Below are 22,018 nucleotides of genomic sequence, written 5' to 3'. Positions count from 1 at the left end.
AGTGCGGACGTTTAATATTACATTTTTGTTAGGTAGAATTGTAAAATAATGATTATAAAAGAGAAGAGGAAGACATATGAAAATATATTTAGTACGACATGGTGAATCGCAATCAAATTATGATAAAAAAGAAGGTAAAAACTACTTTTGTGGACAACTAGATGTTCCATTAACAGAGAAGGGGACACGTTCTGCCCAGTTATTACAAAGCTATTTTAATAAAAAAGAAATAGACCATGTGTACCTATCAGATTTACTACGTACTAGACAAACGTATAATGCGATATTTGATAATAATATTCCTGCAACTGTGACATCTTCATTAAGAGAGCGTTCGCTTGGTGAGTTTGAAGGGGAAATGGTGGCCAAAGTTGAACAAAATCCTGAATACGCACAATATTTTAATGATGAGGATTATCTATCATTTCGCCATAGTTTTACTCAAAAAGCACCAGGCGGGGAAAGTTACGCTGACGTGTTACAACGTGTAACACATTTCTTTGAACATGAATTAGATAATAGTTTAGAAAATATTGTAATTGTAGCGCATCAAGTTGTGCTTCGTTGCTGCTTTGTCTATCTAAGATATGATACACAAGCGACAGTCATTGACCGCAAAATTGAAAATTGTATGCCATATGAATTAGAGAAATAAACACAAACAAAAACCTGAACTACGACTTTGTCAGTTCAGGTTAATATCTTTTAGCTGCTGTTAAGCTATCATGAAATCCTTGGAATATTGTATTGATATTGTCTAAAAAACTGCCGACAACAACGGCAAGTATAACGTAAGTTACACTAAGGGCGATTGTTTTAAATGAAACAACACCATATTTTTCTTTCTTCTCAAAGAGATTAAAAGCTATGAAGATAGCAGCCATTGCACCTATTAAAATAGTTAAAACCATAAGGTGTGCCTCCTTAGAAATTATTACTGAGTGGCTGTGCTTCTATTCATTTGTTTATTAACTTAAATTAATCTTAACAAATGTCACTTTGAGAAAAAAAGGGATATTGTGTTAAAAAACCTTACAATTAAGTAAGGTTTTTTACAGAAATAAGTCAGGGTAACTGAAGGTTATATATAAAAATGGCGTTCAAGCCTTTGGTATCAACAAATATTACCATGTAATCATATTGTAATTTAATAGAATAATTACAGCATAAACCTATAATTACATGGCTTTGACTTCAATCTATTAACAAGCGATCTAGTTATTTATCAACAGCGTCAGATTCGATACCTTTATCTTTTAGGAACTTCTTGATTTTATCTTGCTGTTTTCCATTAACATCTCCAGCGTATTTGGTAGACACGTCCACAACGTTAAGTTCATTCTGTGGTTGGTAATCTAATTGTTCTATGTCTTCATCTGCATTTTTAATTGTAGTATTTAAAGCAGTAAAGTATTTGATAATACGGTCGACATTTTCTTGATAACCTTGTGGGAGTTTATTCTCTTCTACGAATTTCTTGAATCTTACATCATTTTTAACCGCATTATGTGATAAATCAGATAAACGTTCAGCCTGTTCATCAGTAATTTTTTTATCTGTACCAATTTGTTTGTCTATTTTATATTGAAGTAGATACTTATTATCAATAATGTCAGAGTTTACATCCAAATATTTTTTAATAGCTTTATTTGCTTCTGCTTCACTTAAATTTTCACCTTTTTTATCTGAGTTAAAGATATCTTCTTCAGTAATTTTATTTACATTCTTAGGCGCATGTCGCTCGCTATGACTATTGTCATCTTCAGATTTATCGTTTGCACACGCTGCGAGTACAACAGTTAGCACAAATATTAACGATAATAATGTAATTTTTTTCATAAATTTTAATTGCTCCTTTAGTAATAATCGTACGAGTATAACAATACAGTATATGTTTAAACACGCTTTATAAAAATTATAACTTAAGCGTATCATGTAGAGCTATTGATTTGAATAAATGATTAAATGATAAACGCACAATCTTTTGAACAAAATGAGTAAACAATAAATTTATTATAAGAAAGTTATAAATATTCATTAGATTTTAACTTTGAATTGTTATAGAAGGTATCAATATAGCGACTTATAGTTCGCAATAAAATTTAGTTGTATTTATCTTTACAGCGATAAGGTTGAATAGATGAAAGAGCATAAGATAATAGATTTGTCTGGAATCATACTTATGTTAAGTGTGAATAGGACAAAGAGTGGGGCTTTAACAACTGGCTATATGCATAATAAAAGGCTGGGACAATTTTCATTGTCCCAACCTTAATTATATATTGGAAATAGCTTAAATTCCCACTTCTTAATTTATTTAGTTTGTGGGTCTTTTGCATGAGCTCTGGTTAGTAAAGCCTTTTATCTCTATCAATACTACTCTTTTGGAATAGTCCTTTATTATATTTAAGTGGGGGGACTAATCAAGAATCACATTTTAAAAAATGATTTCGTTAGCCATTCACACGATATAACTGTGATAGAGCAATTAATGTCTAATAATATAATCAAAGGCATTTAATGCAGCATTTGCCCCAGCGCCCATTGAGATAATAATTTGTTTATTACGATCATCAGTAACATCACCAGCTGCAAAAATACCAGGAATGCTTGTAGCGTTCTTACGATCGATTATAATCTCATTAGCTTCATTTAATTCAACATAATTATTAAGCCATTCAGTATTTGGTAATAGTCCGATTTGGACGAAAATACCTTCAAGTTCTAATGTGTGTTCTTCACCAAGAGATTTGTCTTGGTATTTAATACCAGTTACAGCATTTTCACCAAGTACTTCAGTTGTTTGTGCATTTTTAATAACAGTAACGTTAGGCAAGCTGTTCAAACGCTCTTGTAAAACATTGTCTGCTTTAAGGCTTGCGTTACGTTCTAATAATGTGACATGCTCAACAATACCTGCTAAATCAATTGCTGCTTCGACACCTGAGTTACCGCCACCGACTACGGCTACGTTTTTATTTTCAAATAAAGGTCCATCACAATGTGGACAGAATGCAACACCTTTGTTAATTAATGCCTCTTCGCCAGGTACTTCAAGCTTGCGCCAACGTGCACCTGTTGAAATGATAACTGTTTTACTTGTTAATTGTGCGCCATTTTCAAGAGAAACAACGATACCACTATCAGTTTTTTCAATTTCACTAGCGCGAATGCCTGTCATTACATCAATGTCATATTGCTTTATATGATCTTCTAGTGCAGAGGCAAATTTTGGGCCATCTGTTTCTTTAACAGTGACAAAGTTTTCAATGGTTGCTGTATCATTAACTTGTCCGCCAATACGATCAGCAACAATCCCTGTACGTAGGCCTTTACGTGCTGTATAAACAGCAGCGCTACCACTTGCAGGCCCACCGCCGACGATTAATACGTCATATGGATCTTTATCGTTGAATTCTGCTAGGTCTGCTTGACTACCTAAATTAGCAAGGATATCTTGAATTGTCATACGTCCATTACCAAATTCTTCACCGTCTAAGAAAATTGCAGGTACTGCCATGATATCTTCAGACTCTTCTCTGAAAATAGCGCCATCTACCATTGAATGCGTGATATTAGGGTTTAATAAACTCATTAAGTTTAATGCTTGAACGACATCAGGACATTTTTGACAAGTTAAACTAATATACGTTTCAAAGTGTAGTGGTTTATCTAGTGCTTTGATTTGATCTATCACGGCTTGTTCTTCTTTAGGTGCGCGCCCACTTACTTGCAATAATGCTAGTACAAGTGAATTGAATTCATGACCCATAGGCAAACCGGCAAAAGTAATGCCGGTTTCCTCTCCAGGTCTATTTACTGAGAAACTTGGTGTGCGTTTTAAGTCAGCTTCTTCTATAGTAATATGAGATGAGGCTGCAGAGACTTCATCTAATAACTCTTTAAGTTCTTTAGACTTGTCATCAGTACCAAGACTTGCTTTTAATACAACATCGCCTTCCATTAATTGAAGTAATTGTTGTAATTGTGATTTAAGCTGATCATTTAGCATTTAAATCAATGCCTCCTTAGATTTTACCTACTAAGTCAAGACCAGGTTGTAATGTTTCTGAACCTTCTTCCCATTTTGCTGGGCAAACTTCGCCTGGGTGTTGACGTACGTATTGTGCTGCTTTGATTTTGTGTACTAACGTGCTTGCGTCACGGCCGATACCGTCAGCATTTACTTCAGCTGCTTGAACAACGCCGTCAGGGTCAACGATGAAAGTACCACGTTGAGCAAGACCTAAATCTTCGTCTAATACATCAAAGTTGCGAGTGATTGTTTGAGATGGGTCACCAACCATTGTATATTGAATTTTATTAATCGCTTCTGAATGGTCATGCCAAGCTTTGTGTACAAAGTGTGTATCTGTTGATACTGAGTATACATTGACACCTAATTCTTGTAACTTGTCATATTGACCTTGTAAGTCTTCTAATTCAGTTGGGCAAACGAATGAGAAGTCTGCTGGGTAGAAACAAACTACACTCCAAGAACCTTTTAAAATTTCTTCTGAAACTTCTAAAAACTCATCCTTTTGTGGATCATAAGCGTTAGCTGTAAATGGTAAAACTTCTTTATTTATTAAAGACATAAAAACATCCTCCTATTTTTTGAACTGAATTTTAATTAGAATTATAAGGCTAAATTGTTACGATTTCTTAATTATAATAATTCTAATCTTCGTTTACTATTATTGCATTTCCCATTATTTTCGTCAACAAAGAAAGCTCACTAAGAAAAACAGTGGATTTTTGCGCTGTAATCGACGGTATAAGCATGTTTCAAGGTGAAAATTTACACCATGTAAATAGACGAGTTTTATTTTTAGAAAAACTGCCTATAGTATGGAAATAGCCTTTTTATTCTCAACTAAACTATGAAAATGAGAAAAAGTGTGTTTTAAATGAATATATATTTAGTGAGTATTGATTTGATAGGGCTAAATAGAATTATTACGAATTTATGAATATTTTATCTTTTGCGGAATTTGTAATTGAAAACTTACTATAAAATAAGACTTCCTTAAGACTGCTCCGATTAAATTTAATTGATTGTTAGATTGTATTGAAACACGCACCCAATAAGTTTCTTTAATGTTATTTTTTAAGTTTTTATCCTCTTCGATTAGTTCAACTAAAGGGATATCGAATAAATAGCTCGTTATTATAATAGCAAAGTTTTCGTAGTGGATATTTTATGAAAATATGAAAGATGTACTGCATCTCTACGACGTCATTGATAATTAATTTAATAGGTATTTATCCAATATGTTAATTTATTAATGAAAAAGAACGAGAAAGAAATCAATTAGTAAAAATCTGATTTCCTTCTCGTCCCGTATTAATAGAACCCTCAGCAAATAATGTATGCATAATGCTTTGTTGGGCTTCTATATAAATTACTTAAATAACATTCGGTATTCTATTTGTTATCTATCCCAATATCTTTTGCGTTCAAATGCTTGCACAATTGTTTGGGAATCATCTGAAACAAAAACGCCAGGAGCTTCTAAATTTAATTTAGCGCCAGCTAAACCTTGTGATGCGGACTGATTTAAAACAATAGGTTTATTGTGTTTATACGTGAGTTCTGCGAATTCTTCAACAGGTGGAAGAATGTCGCTACCATCTGATAAAATAATCAAACTATCAAATAGCGTTGGATGAGCAGTATCAAATGTTTCCGTTATACCAAATTCTTCTGATATATCTTTAGGGTGCTGTCCAACAAACGCATAATTCAATTTGTTTTCTGTAAATGTTTTAGCGTAGGATTTCAACGTATTAGCACTGATATCGCCATTTACTGCTACTGCTACAGAGTGACCAGCTAATGGAATATCTAGTGTTTCCATTGATAATTTGCTGTCTTTTTCATCTGATTTTACTTCTTCATTTACTTCGGGTACTTCAACACCTACATTTTTAGCTACACGCTCAGCTAAAGTACGGTCTACTTTATTTAATTGGTTTACTGCGTTTTGCTTAACCATAATAGAATCACACATCCCTATTTCAAATGAGAAACCATCTACAGTGTGGTCAAATTCAGGTTGCGTTAAACTATTTAAATAAAGTTTAGCTTGGCTATAATAATCTTTAAAGCTTTCGCTACGTTTTTGGATTTTGCGACCTTCGACTTTTTCTTGATAATGCTCATATCCACCTTCTTCTTTAGGCGTCGTATGAGGATCATTGTTGTTAAGTGCATTTTTATGATAAGCCACTTGCCCTTTATTAATATTCATTTGATGCATGGCATCTCTTTGATTATTGTGCACTTCGTTAACTGGACGGTTAATTGGGATTTGATTAAAGTTTGGCCCACCTAATCTAGATATTTGAGTGTCGGTATATGAGAATAAACGACCTTGTAATAATGGGTCATTCGAAAAATCAATACCAGGTACAATATGACCAGGGTGGAAGGCGGCTTGTTCAGTTTCATCAAAAACGTTGGTTACATTTTGGTTCAATGTCATTTTACCAACAATTTTAACAGGTACCTGATCTTCTGGCCAAATTTTAGTCGGATCTAAGATATCAAAATCAAAATCAAATTCTTGTTCAGGACGAATGATTTGTAAACCTAATTCCCATTCTGGATAATCGCCTTTTTCAATAGATTCGTATAAATCTTTACGGTGAAAGTCTACATCTTTACCATGTAGCATTTGTGCTTCATCCCAAACTAGAGATTCTAAGCCTTGTAGCGGCTTCCAATGGAATTTAACAAAATATGATTCTCCTTCGCGATTAACGAGACGGAAAGTATGGATGCCAAATCCTTCAATTTGTCGGAAATTCTTAGGGATGCCCCGATCGCTCATTGCCCATACAGTTGTATGTGTTGATTCAGGATTTTGAGCGAAAAAATCGTAAAATGTATCATGGGCTGTGCCGCCTTGTGGCATTTCGTTGTGAGGTTCTGGTTTTACTGCGTGGATAAGGTCAGGGAATTTGATAGCGTCTTGAATAAAGAATACGGGAATGTCATTACCTACTAGGTCAAAAATACCTTCGTCTGTATAGAATTTAGTAGCAAAGCCTCTTACGTCTCTGACCGTGTCTGGTGAGCCTTTAGAACCTTGTACAGTTGAAAATCTAACAAAGACAGGTGTAGTTTTATCAGGGTTAGTTAAAAAGTCTGCTGAGGTATATTTAGATAAATCTTCATATACCTTAAATTCACCATGCGCGCCAAAACCTCTAGCATGCACGATACGTTCTGGTATGCGTTCGTGGTCGAAGTGCATGATTTTTTCTCTAAAATGAAAGTCTTCTAATAAACTGGGGCCGCGTTCACCAACCGTTAAAGTATTTTCGTCTTCACTTACTTTAACACCGTTATTTGTAGTCATCGGTTTCTCATCATTGCTTTTTTCTACTTCATTTAATTGCTTTTGTTTTTTATTAACCAAATGAAACCCTCCTTAAATAAAACTTTCATAGTATGTTTTCCACTAAAACTAAAAGGAAAACATATTTGTATAATTCGCAATGTATATCTAAATTTTATAAAAGCAACTGAATAATAAATGTTAAAATTGCAGGTTAAAGACATTATTTATTGACGACGTTTTAAAATTTTACATTAATAAATAGAATATTATAATAACTTACAGATAATTTCATTTAAACCTTTTAAATATCGTGGAAATCGGGTAAACAGAATATAAGCAATGGAAATGTGTGTTTGTTATGCTATGGGTATATATTTACAGAAATGAGGAGTGGAAACATGTCTGAACACGTGTATAACTTGCTGAAGCAACATCATTCAGTTAGGAAATTTAAGAAAGAACCTATTTTAGAATCGCATATCAAACAACTTATAGAAGCAGGTCAAAGTGCTTCAACCTCAAGTTACTTACAAGCATACTCAATTATTGGTATCAATGATCCAGAAGTAAAAGAAGATTTGAAAGAAGTATCTGGCCAACCTTATGTGGTTGAAAATGGCTATTTATTTGTATTTGTAATGGATTACTATAGACATTCCATCGTTAACCAAGAATCAAAACATGATATGGAAACGTCATTTGAATCAGCAGAAGGATTGCTCGTTGGTACCATTGATGCCACATTGGTAGCTCAAAATATTGCTGCAACAGCTGAAGATATGGGGTACGGTATTGTTTATTTAGGTTCTCTAAGAAATGATATTGAACGCGTAAGAGAAGTATTAAACTTACCTGAACACACTTTCCCACTATTTGGTATGGCGCTTGGTATTCCAGAAGATGATGAAGACGGAAGCCCTAAACCTCGTTTACCATTTGAACATGTTTTCCACCAAAACCAATATGATAGGGACGTAGAATCTCAAAGAGAACAATTAAAAGCATATGACCAAACAGTTAGTGATTATTATAGCGCACGTACAAACGGAGAACGTTCAGAAACGTGGTCTAATCAAATTGCGAACTTTATGAGTTCGAAACAAAGGTTAGACATGTTAGAACAGTTAAATAAATCAGGATTTATAAGAAAATAAAACACCTTGAAATAGCCCAAGCATATAGGTGTATTTAATGTACCATCCATACTCTGGAAAGGGGGTAGTGACGTTGAATATGTTCGATAGAATTTTTAGAAAACAGTCGAAGGATTCAGAAGTTCAAGATGATCAGGATAAATGTGCTTATTCAGCAAAAAGTCAACTCACCCCTCAAGAGGCTCAAGATTACTGGGCGAAGCTAGCACAAAAACTCGTTGTTGGTGCAATTAATTCTGTGGATTACACTGCTGAGCGTATCTTCATTTTAGTTTCTTTTGACGAAAAGGAACCTACCATCGATATGTTTTTCCAAATGGATGGTCAATTGAGAATGTGGAATGATTTAGATAATGAAGATTACAAAAAGGTTATTTCTCAAAGTTTAGTATCGCAAGCGCCTATTATAGCCAAGCAAGTAAACTGTTTATATGATAGTGTTAATATGACGCGGCTTGCCTATGCGCAAGTTCAATATGAATTTGAAAGTAAAACTTGGTATTTACATGATGTATCACTAGATAGTGCTGAGGCTAAGTTAGATAAATATCCTGCATTTCTAAAATGGTTTGATGATGTATCTAAATCGATTGATACAATCCCTTTAGACAGTAAACACAGAATAACATGGGGCCCTTTCAAACCAGTATATTAATTAAAAATAGCTTTTCAATTCATCATAGTTATGTGGTGGCTTGAAAAGCTTTTTTTATTTTGCTTAGAGAAGTTTGTAAGTCTTAACTAAACATATTTTTACAATTAAGGAAGTACAAGAATGCAGAGGTTTATATAATACGATTTGTAAATACATGTTTCCCTCTAAATTATATTAAAAGAGGTGGGAGACATATTATTTAAATTGGGGCTTATATTTTTAGCGTTTATTATATGTAGCATAATGACACATTACTTTACGACAGATGGTACTTAGGTCAACCTACTGTTAAAATCATTACCTTTAAGTTTAATTATTATTTTTTTGTTTGATTATATAAAATTAATGATAGAACTCAAGAGAAATAAATAATTTTAGTTAAGAATAGCAAAAAAGATCGGGACACGTTGCATGTACCCCGACCTTTTAGTGTATTTACAAATAGTTCAAATATGTGAATGAGCAGTTGCAAATAATATGGTATTATTTTGCGATTTCAGCATATTCTTTTTGATTATAAGTGTCTTGATCTAAGTTGTTTGTAAGTTTTGCTGTACCTGTACCTGCGAGCATAGAATCGTTAACATTCAATGCAGTACGACCCATATCGATTAATGGTTCGACAGAGATTAAGACACCAGCTAATGCGACTGGTAAGTTTAATGTAGATAACACAATGATAGAAGCGAATGTAGCTCCGCCACCTACACCAGCTACACCAAATGAACTGATTATTACTACGCCGATGACAGCTAATATGAATTGTAGGTTAACTTCCACGCCAGCAGCTGGCGCTACCATGACTGCAAGCATAGCTGGATAGATACCAGCACAACCATTTTGTCCAATTGACAAACCAAATGATGCAGAGAAGTTTGCAATTCCATCTGGTACGCCTAGACGATTTTTTTGTGTTTGAACGTTAAGTGGTAATGAACCAGCGCTAGAACGGGAAGTAAAAGCGAATAATAGCACTTCGCCAGTTTTCTTAACGAATGTCACTGGGTTCAAACCTATACCTGAGATAATGATTAAATGAATAATATACATTACGATAAGTGCCGCATAAGACGCAATTACGAACTTACCTAAAGTCCAAATTGCCGCGAAGTCACTTGTAGCAATTGTAGAAGTCATAATCGCTAAAATACCATAAGGTGTTAAGCGTAATACGAACGTTACGATTGCCATAACTAAGCTGTATAATGCATCGATACCACGTTTAAGTAAGTTACCACTCTCTGGTTGTTTACGCATAACACGTAAGAATGCAAAACCGATAAACGCTGCAAATATAACTACGGCGATTGTAGAAGTTGTACGTTGACCAGTAAAGTCTAAGAATGGATTACTAGGTAATAATTGTAAAATTTGTTGAGGTAATGTATTGGCTGTCATATCTTTAGCTTGACTTGCAAGTTCGCTACCTCTTGAACTTTCGGCGCCACCTAAATCGATAGAAGAAGCGTCTAAACCAAATGCAAGCGCGGAGATAATCCCAATGATTGCAGATATTGCTACGGTGCCGATAAGGAATACAAAGATATAAACCCCAATCTTAGCAAACTTATCTCCCACTTTAATTTTCGTGAATGCTGAAACGATTGAAATGAATATTAAAGGCATTACAATCATTTGTAATAATGAAATGTAGCCATCGCCAACGATACTAAACCAATCCATAGTTTGTTTAGTAACTTTAGAGTCCACACCATAGATTAAGTGTACTGCGATACCAAAAACGATACCAATACCTAAAGCAGAAAACACACGTTTTGGAAATGAAACGTGTTTTCTAGCCATTATATATAATCCGATGAGGAAGGCCACAAAAATAATGATGTTAAGAATAGTCAATAACATAAAAAAAGACCTACACTTTCTTAATTTAATTTTTTAATCCGATACGTATACTAAGGATATTAGCAAACCCAACAATATTCAAGTTAATTACTCAAGAAATTTGTGAAATTAAAATATCTTTATTTTCTGATAATAAAACTTGGATTTAAATAAGAGGTGCAACTATATTAATAAGGAAAGGGTGCTTTAGGATTTTATAGGTAAGTTATGGAAGATTTAGATATAAAACAAGCGAAAATATATAATCTAGTTCTAAAACTCGATTATATATTTTCGCTCTTATAATGAATGGTGTTGTCTTCGGTGGTGACTGAATTTTGATCATAGTATTCTTTAGATTAATAATGATAGTTTTATAAATTAAACAAACGAGCAAAGAAACCTTTACGTTGTTCTTTTGGCGCTTCGTCAGATGAAGTTGATGTGTAAGAAGTTGTATTGGTAGTTGTTTCATCTTGAGTGCTTGTTTCAGTTACTTCATCTTTAATTGTTGCATCATCAGTTGCTGATGTTGATAATTCATTTCCTTTATCAGTAGCAGTAGTAGCATCTGTAGCTAACTTCGTTTCAGTTGAATCTGATTGTTCTACCTTATCAGTATGTGCATCAGTAGTAGATTGTTCACTTACTGGCGTGATTTCAGATTCATCTATATGTGCATTTGATGTTGCATCGGCAGATGTGCTATCTGAAACACCTTTGTCAGATGTTTCTTTTTTGGCTTTATCGTTAACTTCTTTGTTAATCTCTGGTTTATCATCTGTAGATGATTTTGTATCTACTGATTCAGTTGAAGTTTCGGTTAAAGTGTCGTCTTTCTGCGCATTTATAGATTGTGAAGCGGCAATATGTGCAGTTTCAACATTTGATTTTGCTAATTCAGATTGTTCTTTTTGAGAATCTTGAATAGCATTTTGAGTTGATTTGATTTCGTTAGTAGAAGATTGGATGGCTTGTAATGATTCAGTGTTAGCATCCAATTTAGACGTAATTTGGTTTTGCATTTCATGTAATTCTTGTTGTTGCTGATGGACTTGGTTAATCATTTGACCAAGCATATGACGTTCGTCACGCATTTTTTGAATCTCAGAACGTAAATCATCTACAAGTTTAGAAACGTTTTGGTCTGTAGGTAAATTACTGCTATCGTCTTTAACTAATACTTGTAAAAAGTCCTTTTCTTTCTCTAATTCTTCAAAAGCTAAATCGTAACTATTTGTCTGTTTTACCTTTTCAGCAATATCTTGGAATAACTCAATATCCTCTTCTTGGAAATCTGTAGCTTCACGGCCACGATATTCTGTTTTACTAAGTTGGTAACCGCGTTCTTCTAAATGTTGAACGATTTTACGGACTTGTTTTTCACTTAGCTCAACACGTTGTGCAAATTCTTTGGTTAACATAGAAATAAGTCCTTTCATTAATGGATTTATGTATACGGACGTTTGTCTTCGGTTAGTGAAACGTCAGTCTTACCTCTATGCTAGTTTAAACTGTTTTAATAGTGATTTCAAGTGGTGGTTCCTATGATTTGCGTAAATCCATTTCCTCTAGTAATGGATAAATAATACTTCTAGAGATTCTGTTAGCAAACACATATTTGAGAATATAGTTTGATTTAATACTAGGGCCATAAATATCTTTGGTTAGTTCAATATTAGCTTTTATAAATAAATCCATGGGTTTACCTTCACTATAACCTTCAAGATTTGGTGCTAAATAATTAATGTCATATTGTTTTTCGAATCCGTGTTGATATAGAAATTGGCGTCTATTATCCAAGATAGGTATGTCTTCCTCAGAAATTTCTTCAGGTTCTTTATCTACTTCTAACATGATAAAGTTAACGTCGTGTTCATGTAGTTGGTTTGATAGGATATTGATTTCTTTTTGGATACGCGCAAGTGTTTCAGTAATTAGTTCATCGTGATTCGGTTGATCATTGGCGATTAAGTAGATTAAAAATGCTGAGTTTGTTGTTGCCTCATAATGCGCAGTTGCCAAACTCACGACAGTGTCTGACTCGATGCCAACTAAAAAAATATAATCATCTTTAGTGTGCTCGTTTTTAAGTGATTGTTTGAATATTTGTTCATATTCGGATAATCCGATATCAAATTTAGCATCATACAAATTCATAGCTGATTTGAAGAAGGGATCATCGATTGATGTGATAATTTTGAATTTCATATGTACACCCCCGAAATTATTGCGTTCATTATAACATAGTAGCAAAATTTGTAATGTAATTTATAGGCAGAAGTATCACGTTATAATAAAAAAGGAGCGACACAGAAATCAACAATTTGAATTGATTTGCTTGGTTCGCTCCGACAATAAATTAATTATTTAAGATGTTTATTACAAGTGCATTTTAGATGACTGCCAATGATGGCTCATGTCATTTTATAAGTTGTGAATGATGTTAGTAAGCTAAACTCTTAATTGCTAAGCTTTGCGTCTACGATTTTGGTCCATTGGATTCTTCGGCATAATGATGCTGAAGTACTGTTTCATTTTCATAAGCTGCATTCGCATTTTCTACTTCTTGATGTGAAGATTCATCTTTTACACCCACAACAAGGTAGTGGCCATCTAAGATTTCTTTCTTATAGCGCTCCATTTCATCATCTGACAATTTATAATGGGCTAAAACAGCTTCTTCACCGTCTTCCCCCGTTAAAATTTTAGCCATTTTATCGCTGAAAGATCCGCTTGTAGCTGATAGGTTTACTTCGGAATCATGCAATTCGTCGATATGAAGCTTTGTTTTACTGATAACAGAAATTTCTGACTCATTATAACCTTCTGCAATCTTGTTTTTGACTGCATCTATTAGGTCTTCGCTTTTTTGTACAATAGTGAATTCTGACATTTTGTGTTCCTCCATCCGTTGTTCAATTAATTATTATGTGTTTACCCAGTAACTTATATAACGAAACGAATACAATTTAATTATATAACGAAGTTTTACACCTGGCAAATTACATTTTAACGCAAATGGTATCGTTTACTTAATTTTAGAAAATACGCTGAGATACCTTTTAAAAAGCGCTTACACTCAATAAGTATATTGAAAAATGTACCAAAATTTGCTATCATCAGTTAATAATTTATCTAACTCATATAATCTAAAGGATACGGCTTTAGAAGTTTCTACCATGTTGCCATTAACGACATGACTATGGGTAACCTATACAATGCTTTAGCAATTAAAAGCGATTTGAAAAGTTGTACATATTTGATTGTGCTTTTTAAACCGTTTCCTCATAATCGATGTTTTAAACATATTTTTTACATATTTAATAGGGAAATGAATGTAAAATCTTACCACTTTAAACATCATTTGTAACTAGGAGAATAACTGCTTATGGTATTGCACGTTCACTCATAGATCCTGAAACTAAGTTAGTTTAGGGTTTTTTTTGTACACAAAATGAGGAGGTTTTTTTCGAGTGGATTTGTTGAAGCAGAAAGTCGAAGCAGATGGTGTCGTCATTGACGAAAAGATTTTAAAAGTAGATGGTTTTTTAAATCATCAAATTGATGCCAAGCTGATGCATGATGTTGGACAAACTTTTTACGAGCAGTTTAAGGACGAGGGCATCACAAAAATTTTAACGATTGAAGCGTCTGGTATTGCACCGGCGATTATGGCAGCTATGCACTTTGGTGTGCCGTGTCTGTTCGCTAAAAAAGCAAAACCAAGCACATTAAAGAAAGATGTTTATCAAGCAGATATACATTCTTTTACTAAAAATACGACAAGTACAGTGATTGTGTCTAAAGAGTTTTTAGATGAAAATGACCGAGTACTAATCATTGATGACTTTTTAGCTAACGGTGATGCATCTTTAGGCTTAAATGAAATTGTGCAACAAGCTAAAGGTGCAACAGTAGGCATAGGTATTGTAATTGAAAAAAGTTTCCAACCTGGTAGAGAACGTTTGGAACAAGCAGGTTTAACCGTTTCATCATTATGCAAAGTGGCTTCGTTAAGTGGAAATAGAGTTACTTTCGTTGGCGAAGAAGCATGAAAACTTTTATTTTAAGTTTACAGCATTTATTAGCAATGTATGCGGGGGCAATATTGGTACCTATTATTGTAGGAACTAGTTTAGACTTCACACCTGAACAAATTGCGTTCTTAGTTACAGTGGACATCTTTATGTGTGGTGTAGCGACGTTTTTACAAGTTTGGAAAGGGACAGGTATCGGTTTACCGATTGTATTAGGTTGTACATTTACTGCTGTGGCACCAATGATTTTAATTGGTCAAACTAAAGGTATTGGTGACTTATATGGTTCACTCTTCTTATCAGGTATTCTAGTTGTAATCATTGCACCATTCTTTTCCTATTTGGTGAAGTTCTTCCCTCCAGTTGTTACTGGAAGTGTGGTAACGATTATTGGGATTAACCTAATGCCAGTCGCAATGAACTATTTGGCTGGCGGTGAAGGTGCTAAAGACTACGGTGATCCTAAAAATATCATTTTAGGTGTCATTACTTTGGTTGTCATTTTACTCGTACAGCGTTTTACTGTAGGGTTTTTGAAATCTATTGCTATACTTATCGGACTCATCGTGGGGACAGTGCTAGCTGGATTCTTAGGAATCGTAGATGTAAATCAAATTGGTACGGCGCATTGGTTTGCGTTACCTCAACCATTTAGATTTTCAACTTTCAGCTTTGACTTCGGAGCGACACTTGTATTCTTTATAGTGGCATTAGTAAGTTTAATAGAATCAACCGGTGTATATCATGCATTAAGTGAAATAACAGGTAAACGTTTGGAACGCAAAGATTTCTGTAAAGGTTATACAGCAGAAGGAATTGCTATCATCTTGGGCTCTATCTTCAACGCATTTCCTTATACTGCATATTCACAAAACGTTGGCTTAGTATCATTGTCAGGTGCGAAAAAGAATAAAGTGATATACGGTATGGTTATATTGTTAGTTATTTGTGGATGTATTCCTAAACTAGGTGCATTAGCAAATATGATCCCTCTACCAGTATTAGGTGGAGCCATGATAGCTATGTTTGGCATGGTCATGGCATATGGTGTTAGTATATTAGGTAATATTAATTTTAAGAACCAAAATAATTTGTTAGTTATTGCTGTATCTGTAGGACTAGGAACGGGTATAAGTGCGGTACCTCAAGCTTTTGACGCTTTAGGTGAGCAGTTTGCATGGTTAACTCAAAACGGTATTGTACTAGGTGCAATTTCAGCAATTGTTTTGAATTTCTTTTTTAATGGCATAAAGCATCAACAAGACACAGAAATTATGAAATAATAGAACTATAAAACAATTAATTAGGAGGCTGTACAAGTATGTGGGAAAATAAATTTGAAAAAGAATCTTTAACTTTTGATGATGTGTTATTGTTACCAGCAGAATCAGATGTGTTACCGAAAGAAGTGGATTTAAGTGTTCAATTATCAGAAGGTATTAAACTGAATATTCCAATCGTATCAGCAGGTATGGACACAGTTACAGAATCAAAAATGGCAATTTCAATGGCAAGACAAGGTGGACTTGGTGTTATTCATAAAAATATGAACATTGAAGATCAAGCCGACGAAGTTCAAAAAGTAAAACGTTCTGAAAATGGTGTCATCTCGAATCCATTTTATTTAACTCCAGAAGAAAGTGTTTTTGAAGCAGAAGCATTAATGGGTAAATATCGCATTTCAGGTGTGCCAATTGTTGATAGTAAAGAGACTAGACAATTTGTTGGTATTATTACAAACCGTGATTTACGTTTTATCGAAGACTTTTCAATTAAAATTTCAGACGTAATGACAAAAGATAATCTTGTTACAGCTCCTGTAGGTACGACATTAGAGGAAGCAGAGAAGTTATTACAACAACATAAAATTGAGAAACTTCCATTAGTTAAAGAAGGCCGTTTAGAAGGATTAATTACAATTAAAGATATTGAAAAAGTTCTTGAATTCCCTAATTCTGCTAAAGATGCACATGGTAGATTATTAGTAGGTGCAGCAATCGGTATTGCTAAGGATACTGATATCCGTGCACAAAAACTTGTTGAAGCTGGTGTAGACGCATTAGTTATCGATACAGCACACGGCCACTCTAAAGGTGTATTAGAACAAGTTGCACATATTAAAAAAACATTCCCACAAGTTACTTTAATAGCAGGTAATGTTGCTACAGCTGAAGGTACAAAAGCTTTATATGAAGCGGGAGCTGACGTAGTTAAAGTTGGTATTGGTCCTGGTTCAATTTGTACAACTCGTGTTGTTGCAGGTGTTGGTGTTCCACAAATTACAGCCGTTTACGATTGTGCTACAGAAGCGCGTAAACATGGTAAAGCAATTATTGCAGATGGTGGTATTAAATTCTCAGGAGATATCATTAAAGCATTAGCTGCTGGTGGACATGCAGTTATGTTAGGCAGCTTGCTTGCAGGTACTGAAGAAAGCCCTGGCGCAACTGAAGTGTTCCAAGGTAGACAATACAAAGTATATAGAGGTATGGGTTCATTAGGCGCAATGGAAAGTGGTTCAAATGACCGTTACTTCCAAGAAGACAAAGCACCTAAAAAATTCGTTCCAGAAGGTATTGAAGGTCGTATCGCTTACAAAGGTGCACTACAAGACACTATTTATCAACTTATGGGCGGCGTAAGATCTGGTATGGGTTATACTGGTTCTAAAAACTTAGAAGCATTAAGAGAAGAAGCTCAATTTACACGCATGGGACCTGCTGGTTTAGCAGAAAGCCATCCACATGATGTTCAAATTACAAAAGAATCACCAAATTATTCATTCTAAGTTAAAAGGAGATTTAAAGTTATGGAAATGGCGAAAGAGCAAGAGCTCATACTTGTTTTAGACTTTGGTAGCCAATACAATCAGTTAATTACACGACGTATTCGTGAAATGGGCGTATATAGTGAATTACACGACCATGAGATTAGTATGGAAGAAATAAAACAATTGAACCCTAAAGGTATTATCCTTTCGGGTGGACCAAACTCAGTTTATGAGGAAGATTCGTTCACAATTGATCCAGAAATATACAATTTAGGAGTGCCGATTTTAGGTATTTGTTATGGTATGCAATTGACGACTAAATTATTAGGCGGAAAAGTTGAACGTGCCAATGAACGTGAATATGGTAAAGCAATCATCAATGCTAAAACTGATGAATTATTCTTTGGGTTACCGGAAGAACAAAATGTTTGGATGAGTCATTCAGATAAAGTTATTGAGATTCCAGAAGGCTTTGAAGTTATTGCTGATAGCCCAAGCACAAATTATGCAGCGATTGAAGATAAATCTCGCCGTATATATGGTGTACAATTCCATCCAGAAGTACGTCATACTGAATATGGTAACGACTTATTACGTAACTTTGTACGTCGCGTATGTGAATGTACTGGTGAATGGTCAATGGAAAACTTCATTGAAATTGAAGTTGAAAAAATCCGCAATCAAGTTGGCGACCGCAGAGTATTATGTGCTATGAGCGGTGGCGTTGATTCATCTGTAGTAGCAGTATTGTTACACAAAGCAATTGGTGATCAACTTACATGTATCTTTGTAGATCATGGCTTGTTACGTAAAGGTGAAGGCGACATGGTTATGGAGCAGTTCGGTGAAGGATTCAACATGAATATTATTCGTGTAGATGCACAAGAACGTTTCATGAGTAAATTACAAGGCGTGTCTGACCCAGAACAAAAACGTAAAATCATCGGTAATGAGTTTATCTATGTCTTTGATGATGAAGCCTCTAAATTAAAAGGTGTAGATTTCTTAGCGCAAGGTACACTTTATACAGATGTGATCGAGTCAGGTACAAAAACTGCTCAAACAATTAAATCACACCACAATGTAGGCGGTTTACCTGAAGATATGGAATTCCAATTAATCGAACCTATTAACACACTATTCAAAGATGAAGTGCGTGAACTAGGTATCGAATTAGGTATTCCAGAGCACTTAGTTTGGAGACAACCATTCCCTGGCCCAGGTTTAGGTATCCGTGTCCTTGGAGAAATCACTGAAGACAAACTTGAAATTGTACGTGAATCTGATGCGATTTTAAGACAGGTTATCCGTGAGGAAGGTCTTGAACGTGAGATTTGGCAATATTTCACAGTGTTACCAGGTATCCAATCAGTAGGTGTTATGGGAGATTACCGTACGTATGACCATACAGTTGGTATTCGTGCCGTAACCTCAATCGATGGCATGACAAGTGACTTCGCACGCATCGACTGGGAAGTCTTACAAAAGATTTCAAGCCGTATCGTGAATGAAGTAGATCACGTTAACCGCGTTGTATATGATATTACATCTAAGCCACCAAGTACAATTGAGTGGGAATAATGGTATAGAATGATTAAACCCCTTAGGCGTAGGCTTAAGGGGTTGTTTTTGTGGATTTTAAATTACTTGTGAAAAAAGGAGATATAGCAGAAAGATTTTCGGATAATGGATTTAAAAGCTAGGTTATTGATAATCATGTGCATGCTGCGAATGAGATTTTACATTTATTATCTAACGCGGCAGTAGAGAAGAAACAGAAGTGAAAGAGTTCGTTACTAAACGTGGTGAATATGTTAAGAATCCAGATACAGGTAAGTACAACATTATCTAAAATGAGAGTATTGAGATGGTGGAAGTACCTATTAAGATAAGTAATCGTTTAAAAGCGCGTGACCTATTAGGTAAATACCACACTTTATTTACTGATAAGAAAGAAATTTCGGGAGACACACTTATATTCATTAATGTTGGTGAATGGGATTTCGATGAAGAACAATTGGATAAGGAAATAGAACAAGTTACTGATAAGCATACAAATAGACCAGTGTTTATTGATGATGTTCCGTTGGAGGATTAATTAAATTGTAAAGAGCCTAGCAAATTAATGCTAAGCTCTTATTTTATACTCTTAAATCAAGATATAACTTTTCTGCATATGGCAATAATTCAGGTATATAATTTCTAGCATAACCTTCTATAAATCTTAAAGCTTTAGAGTCTGTTATTTCATCATATTTAGCTACATTTTCAATTAGTATGGCTTTAAATTCTTCAATATTCATATCATCAGTATTTTTGTTATTAGACAACCTTGTAAATGCCATAAATACTTTTTCATATTCATCTAGAGTGATGCCTAAGTCTAAACATAAGAGACTTATTGATTTTGTATTGTAGGGATGATGTCCTACGATTTCAGCTAGTTCTGAAACTGCTTGATATAATAATCTTATATCATCTTTATTTTCAAACATTATTTTCACTCCTAAACAAGTAAGTTAATACCTTCTTTTACTGCAACCTTAACTTGACCAGCAAGTCCTTTTTTAACACCAGCTTCGACTAATCCTCTATATACTGCGTCGGCAACTGAATTAGCTGGAACTTCAGTTAATTTCAGTAAAGGTCGTAGTTCTGCATCAATGTAGTTGAAGTTTTTTGAAACAGCATCTGCTGCTTTTTGGTTCCCAGTAACATTTTTAACTGCTCCTACCAATTTACCCTTATTGTTTAGCATACTTTTAATTGCTTTTTTAGTAAGGTATGTTCCTCCGACATACGTTTGTATATCTTTTTTGTTGTCATAAGATTGTTGATTCGGATTATTTTGCTGAGTTTGTTGAGCATTATCATTATGCTTTGATTGAGCTTGTTCTTCTGCTTTTGCTAAAGGTGAAAAAGATGTTAATAAAACAGCACTTAATACTAATGAAGCAATAGATTTTGTGATTTTCATTATACAGTTATCTTCTTTAATGGTAAATCTGCAATTTCGAAAGTTTGCAATATAAGTATAAAATTATTTAACAACAAAATGATAAAAAGTCTCTAAGTGGTTATTTTCTATGCGTATCTGTCTGGTAAGATTGAAATTTAACAACAGAATAAATAATAATGTATTCACACAGTTATTATGCGAGAATTGTTACATATCTTAATGTTGATAAGACATTTAAGAACTCAATTTATGCATATAGGAAATATAAACTATAAATAATATTAGAATTGTACAATATAAGTGGTTGCTTAAATAAAGTGCTGATGTTGCTACAGCTACATTTGTAATTGTAATTTTATAAATTGGAGTGTTTAATATGCCTAAAAGTCAACAAATAATATTAGGTATTTTACTAATACTTATTGTAATCGATTTTTTTATGCCAATAATAGGAACAGCCTTTAATATAGAAATATTAAAGTTCAGTTCTATTTGTGTAAAATTATTCGGTATAGTAACCTTTATTGTAGCTAGTATTTTTGTGTACAGACAAATTAAACGTAAAGGTTTTTGAATAGAAGTATGTAACTCACACCACAGATTTGTGGTGTGACCAATATAAAAGGAGTGCTTTTATGAATATTGGTTTGTTTTTAATAATTGTTATTTGTTGTGGTTTGTTGCCAATTATAATTTCTGTAAATGAAAAAAATAAGAAGAATAAAAAGAAGTAGAACATGTATTTATACAGAGAAAAATTATTGATTGTTAAAAGTTACAAGGCTCAACGTCAATAAAGGGGTTGGAAAAAGTAACAATGTTAACGTTTGAGAAAGGGATGTTGTAATGAAAGGTTTAAATGTTATATCTAATATATTGATTTTATTAATTATAGCAACTTCCATATTAACAATATTGGATTTTATAGGTCTTATAAAGTTTCCATATTCTTTATCCATTGTAGGTTTAATACTTATCTTAAATTATTGGATTGAAACTAAAAAAGAAGGGAAAACTGAAGCTCTTTACTTATCAGTAGGTACAGTCTTGTTTATTTTAGGTTTAATAGAGATTTTGTTTTTTAGAAATTAGTTCTTCTTGTCTTGATACATAAAATAATTACCCACCAGCAGAAGTGGAAATGGATAAGGAGTACCTTAATAGGACTAAAATTGTAGATGATGTTCCATTGTAGGATTAGAGTGTAAGTATGATTATATATTTATAAAAATGGTATTTATATAGTAAA

General features: G+C 33.9%; 21 protein-coding genes and 1 riboswitch. Of the genes, 10 read left to right on the top strand and 11 right to left on the bottom strand.

Translation table 11 applies throughout. The features are described 5' to 3' along the window. Positions 1-76 precede the first annotated feature (76 nt). Positions 77-655 carry a histidine phosphatase family protein gene (locus ACF91D_RS03650; RefSeq protein WP_039069251.1) on the top strand — a complete coding sequence of 193 codons (579 nt, stop codon included), beginning with the start codon at positions 77-79 and terminating at the stop codon, positions 653-655. Positions 656-695: 40 nt separating this feature from the next. Here the strand turns inward: ACF91D_RS03650 and ACF91D_RS03645 are convergent, their stop codons facing one another. From ACF91D_RS03645 to ACF91D_RS03625, 5 genes are all read right to left on the bottom strand, one after another. Further along, positions 696-911 (bottom strand): hypothetical protein, encoded by a 216-nt coding sequence (locus tag ACF91D_RS03645; RefSeq protein WP_017723360.1) that lies wholly within the window; start codon positions 909-911, stop codon positions 696-698. A gap of 307 nt (positions 912-1,218) precedes the next feature. Continuing rightward, complete coding sequence (locus ACF91D_RS03640; protein ID WP_069792948.1) at positions 1,219-1,839, bottom strand: NDxxF motif lipoprotein; 621 nt, start codon at positions 1,837-1,839, stop codon at positions 1,219-1,221. 649 nt (positions 1,840-2,488) lie between these two features. Next, a complete protein-coding gene (gene ahpF / locus ACF91D_RS03635) occupies positions 2,489-4,012 on the bottom strand; it encodes an alkyl hydroperoxide reductase subunit F (protein WP_392436513.1) in 1,524 nt (507 codons plus the stop codon). 16 nt (positions 4,013-4,028) lie between these two features. Next, a complete protein-coding gene (gene ahpC / locus ACF91D_RS03630) occupies positions 4,029-4,598 on the bottom strand; it encodes an alkyl hydroperoxide reductase subunit C (RefSeq protein WP_069792947.1) in 570 nt (189 codons plus the stop codon). A gap of 837 nt (positions 4,599-5,435) precedes the next feature. Further along, the gene (locus tag ACF91D_RS03625; RefSeq protein WP_327620933.1) at positions 5,436-7,427 is read right to left on the bottom strand and encodes a catalase; all 1,992 of its coding nucleotides are present in this window, start codon (positions 7,425-7,427) and stop codon (positions 5,436-5,438) included. A 320-nt stretch (positions 7,428-7,747) separates the two neighbouring features. On the opposite strand from ACF91D_RS03625, the gene nfsA reads away from it, so the two are divergent. Together nfsA and ACF91D_RS03615 are read left to right on the top strand one after the other, a co-directional pair. Further along, positions 7,748-8,503, top strand: coding sequence for an oxygen-insensitive NADPH nitroreductase (gene nfsA, locus ACF91D_RS03620; protein WP_039068435.1), 756 nt, complete (start codon positions 7,748-7,750; stop codon positions 8,501-8,503). Between the two features lie 79 nt (positions 8,504-8,582). Continuing rightward, the gene (locus ACF91D_RS03615) at positions 8,583-9,158 is read left to right on the top strand and encodes a hypothetical protein (RefSeq protein WP_119584989.1); all 576 of its coding nucleotides are present in this window, start codon (positions 8,583-8,585) and stop codon (positions 9,156-9,158) included. Positions 9,159-9,641: 483 nt separating this feature from the next. On the opposite strand, the gene ACF91D_RS03610 is transcribed toward ACF91D_RS03615, so the two are convergent. The 4 genes from ACF91D_RS03610 to ACF91D_RS03595 form a co-directional block, all read right to left on the bottom strand. After that, on the bottom strand, positions 9,642-11,021 hold the full coding sequence (locus ACF91D_RS03610; protein WP_039068436.1) for an L-cystine transporter: 1,380 nt from the start codon (positions 11,019-11,021) through the stop codon (positions 9,642-9,644). Positions 11,022-11,374: 353 nt separating this feature from the next. Beyond that, positions 11,375-12,424 carry a midas domain-containing protein gene (locus ACF91D_RS03605; RefSeq protein WP_101094412.1) on the bottom strand — a complete coding sequence of 350 codons (1,050 nt, stop codon included), beginning with the start codon at positions 12,422-12,424 and terminating at the stop codon, positions 11,375-11,377. A 121-nt stretch (positions 12,425-12,545) separates the two neighbouring features. Next, the gene (locus ACF91D_RS03600; protein ID WP_039068438.1) at positions 12,546-13,211 is read right to left on the bottom strand and encodes a hypothetical protein; all 666 of its coding nucleotides are present in this window, start codon (positions 13,209-13,211) and stop codon (positions 12,546-12,548) included. A 271-nt stretch (positions 13,212-13,482) separates the two neighbouring features. Then, the gene (locus ACF91D_RS03595) at positions 13,483-13,896 is read right to left on the bottom strand and encodes a general stress protein (protein ID WP_039068439.1); all 414 of its coding nucleotides are present in this window, start codon (positions 13,894-13,896) and stop codon (positions 13,483-13,485) included. A gap of 227 nt (positions 13,897-14,123) precedes the next feature. After that, positions 14,124-14,226: riboswitch (purine riboswitch) on the top strand. A gap of 250 nt (positions 14,227-14,476) precedes the next feature. Between ACF91D_RS03595 and xpt the strand changes: the two genes are divergently transcribed. The 5 genes from xpt to ACF91D_RS03570 all read left to right on the top strand — a co-directional run bounded on the left by xpt (position 14,477) and on the right by ACF91D_RS03570 (position 19,908). Further along, positions 14,477-15,058, top strand: a complete 582-nt coding sequence (gene xpt / locus ACF91D_RS03590) for a xanthine phosphoribosyltransferase (RefSeq protein WP_039068440.1) — start codon at positions 14,477-14,479, stop codon at positions 15,056-15,058. Then, a complete protein-coding gene (gene pbuX, locus ACF91D_RS03585; protein WP_069792944.1) occupies positions 15,055-16,323 on the top strand; it encodes a xanthine permease PbuX in 1,269 nt (422 codons plus the stop codon). The genes xpt and pbuX overlap by 4 nt, the downstream gene beginning before the upstream one ends. 38 nt (positions 16,324-16,361) lie before the next feature. Continuing rightward, positions 16,362-17,828, top strand: coding sequence for an IMP dehydrogenase (gene guaB / locus ACF91D_RS03580; protein WP_039068442.1), 1,467 nt, complete (start codon positions 16,362-16,364; stop codon positions 17,826-17,828). Positions 17,829-17,849: 21 nt separating this feature from the next. Then, positions 17,850-19,391: a glutamine-hydrolyzing GMP synthase gene (gene guaA, locus ACF91D_RS03575; RefSeq protein WP_017723341.1), complete on the top strand. Its 1,542-nt coding sequence runs from the start codon at positions 17,850-17,852 to the stop codon at positions 19,389-19,391. A 286-nt stretch (positions 19,392-19,677) separates the two neighbouring features. Next, on the top strand, positions 19,678-19,908 hold the full coding sequence (locus ACF91D_RS03570) for a terminase small subunit (RefSeq protein ID WP_107548532.1): 231 nt from the start codon (positions 19,678-19,680) through the stop codon (positions 19,906-19,908). 43 nt (positions 19,909-19,951) lie between these two features. On the opposite strand, the gene ACF91D_RS03565 is transcribed toward ACF91D_RS03570, so the two are convergent. Then, complete coding sequence (locus tag ACF91D_RS03565) at positions 19,952-20,305, bottom strand: hypothetical protein (RefSeq protein WP_039068443.1); 354 nt, start codon at positions 20,303-20,305, stop codon at positions 19,952-19,954. An 11-nt stretch (positions 20,306-20,316) separates the two neighbouring features. Next, positions 20,317-20,787, bottom strand: coding sequence for a hypothetical protein (locus ACF91D_RS03560; protein WP_069792942.1), 471 nt, complete (start codon positions 20,785-20,787; stop codon positions 20,317-20,319). A gap of 358 nt (positions 20,788-21,145) precedes the next feature. Here ACF91D_RS03560 and ACF91D_RS03555 point away from each other — a divergent pair, with 358 nt between their 5' ends. Together ACF91D_RS03555 and ACF91D_RS03550 are read left to right on the top strand one after the other, a co-directional pair. Further along, on the top strand, positions 21,146-21,343 hold the full coding sequence (locus ACF91D_RS03555) for a hypothetical protein (protein WP_069792941.1): 198 nt from the start codon (positions 21,146-21,148) through the stop codon (positions 21,341-21,343). Between the two features lie 272 nt (positions 21,344-21,615). Beyond that, positions 21,616-21,861 carry a hypothetical protein gene (locus tag ACF91D_RS03550; protein ID WP_039068446.1) on the top strand — a complete coding sequence of 82 codons (246 nt, stop codon included), beginning with the start codon at positions 21,616-21,618 and terminating at the stop codon, positions 21,859-21,861. Positions 21,862-22,018 lie beyond the last annotated feature (157 nt).

The organism is Staphylococcus sp. 231237_7MaSpsaltlick (assembly GCF_043107035.1).
The sequence above is the reverse complement of the archived record's forward strand: the minus strand, read 5'-3'. Positions and strand labels throughout refer to the sequence as shown.

Coding starts and splice junctions, on each gene's coding strand:
- ACF91D_RS03650 (WP_039069251.1), top strand. CDS start 77: ATGAAAATATATTTAGTACGACATGGTGAATCGCAATCAAATTATGAT.
- ACF91D_RS03645 (WP_017723360.1), bottom strand. CDS start 911: ATGGTTTTAACTATTTTAATAGGTGCAATGGCTGCTATCTTCATAGCT.
- ACF91D_RS03640 (WP_069792948.1), bottom strand. CDS start 1,839: ATGAAAAAAATTACATTATTATCGTTAATATTTGTGCTAACTGTTGTA.
- ahpF (WP_392436513.1), bottom strand. CDS start 4,012: ATGCTAAATGATCAGCTTAAATCACAATTACAACAATTACTTCAATTA.
- ahpC (WP_069792947.1), bottom strand. CDS start 4,598: ATGTCTTTAATAAATAAAGAAGTTTTACCATTTACAGCTAACGCTTAT.
- nfsA (WP_039068435.1), top strand. CDS start 7,748: ATGTCTGAACACGTGTATAACTTGCTGAAGCAACATCATTCAGTTAGG.
- ACF91D_RS03615 (WP_119584989.1), top strand. CDS start 8,583: ATGTTCGATAGAATTTTTAGAAAACAGTCGAAGGATTCAGAAGTTCAA.
- ACF91D_RS03610 (WP_039068436.1), bottom strand. CDS start 11,021: ATGTTATTGACTATTCTTAACATCATTATTTTTGTGGCCTTCCTCATC.
- ACF91D_RS03605 (WP_101094412.1), bottom strand. CDS start 12,424: ATGTTAACCAAAGAATTTGCACAACGTGTTGAGCTAAGTGAAAAACAA.
- ACF91D_RS03600 (WP_039068438.1), bottom strand. CDS start 13,211: ATGAAATTCAAAATTATCACATCAATCGATGATCCCTTCTTCAAATCA.
- ACF91D_RS03595 (WP_039068439.1), bottom strand. CDS start 13,896: ATGTCAGAATTCACTATTGTACAAAAAAGCGAAGACCTAATAGATGCA.
- pbuX (WP_069792944.1), top strand. CDS start 15,055: ATGAAAACTTTTATTTTAAGTTTACAGCATTTATTAGCAATGTATGCG.
- guaB (WP_039068442.1), top strand. CDS start 16,362: ATGTGGGAAAATAAATTTGAAAAAGAATCTTTAACTTTTGATGATGTG.
- guaA (WP_017723341.1), top strand. CDS start 17,850: ATGGAAATGGCGAAAGAGCAAGAGCTCATACTTGTTTTAGACTTTGGT.
- ACF91D_RS03570 (WP_107548532.1), top strand. CDS start 19,678: ATGGTGGAAGTACCTATTAAGATAAGTAATCGTTTAAAAGCGCGTGAC.
- ACF91D_RS03565 (WP_039068443.1), bottom strand. CDS start 20,305: ATGTTTGAAAATAAAGATGATATAAGATTATTATATCAAGCAGTTTCA.
- ACF91D_RS03560 (WP_069792942.1), bottom strand. CDS start 20,787: ATGAAAATCACAAAATCTATTGCTTCATTAGTATTAAGTGCTGTTTTA.
- ACF91D_RS03555 (WP_069792941.1), top strand. CDS start 21,146: ATGCCTAAAAGTCAACAAATAATATTAGGTATTTTACTAATACTTATT.
- ACF91D_RS03550 (WP_039068446.1), top strand. CDS start 21,616: ATGAAAGGTTTAAATGTTATATCTAATATATTGATTTTATTAATTATA.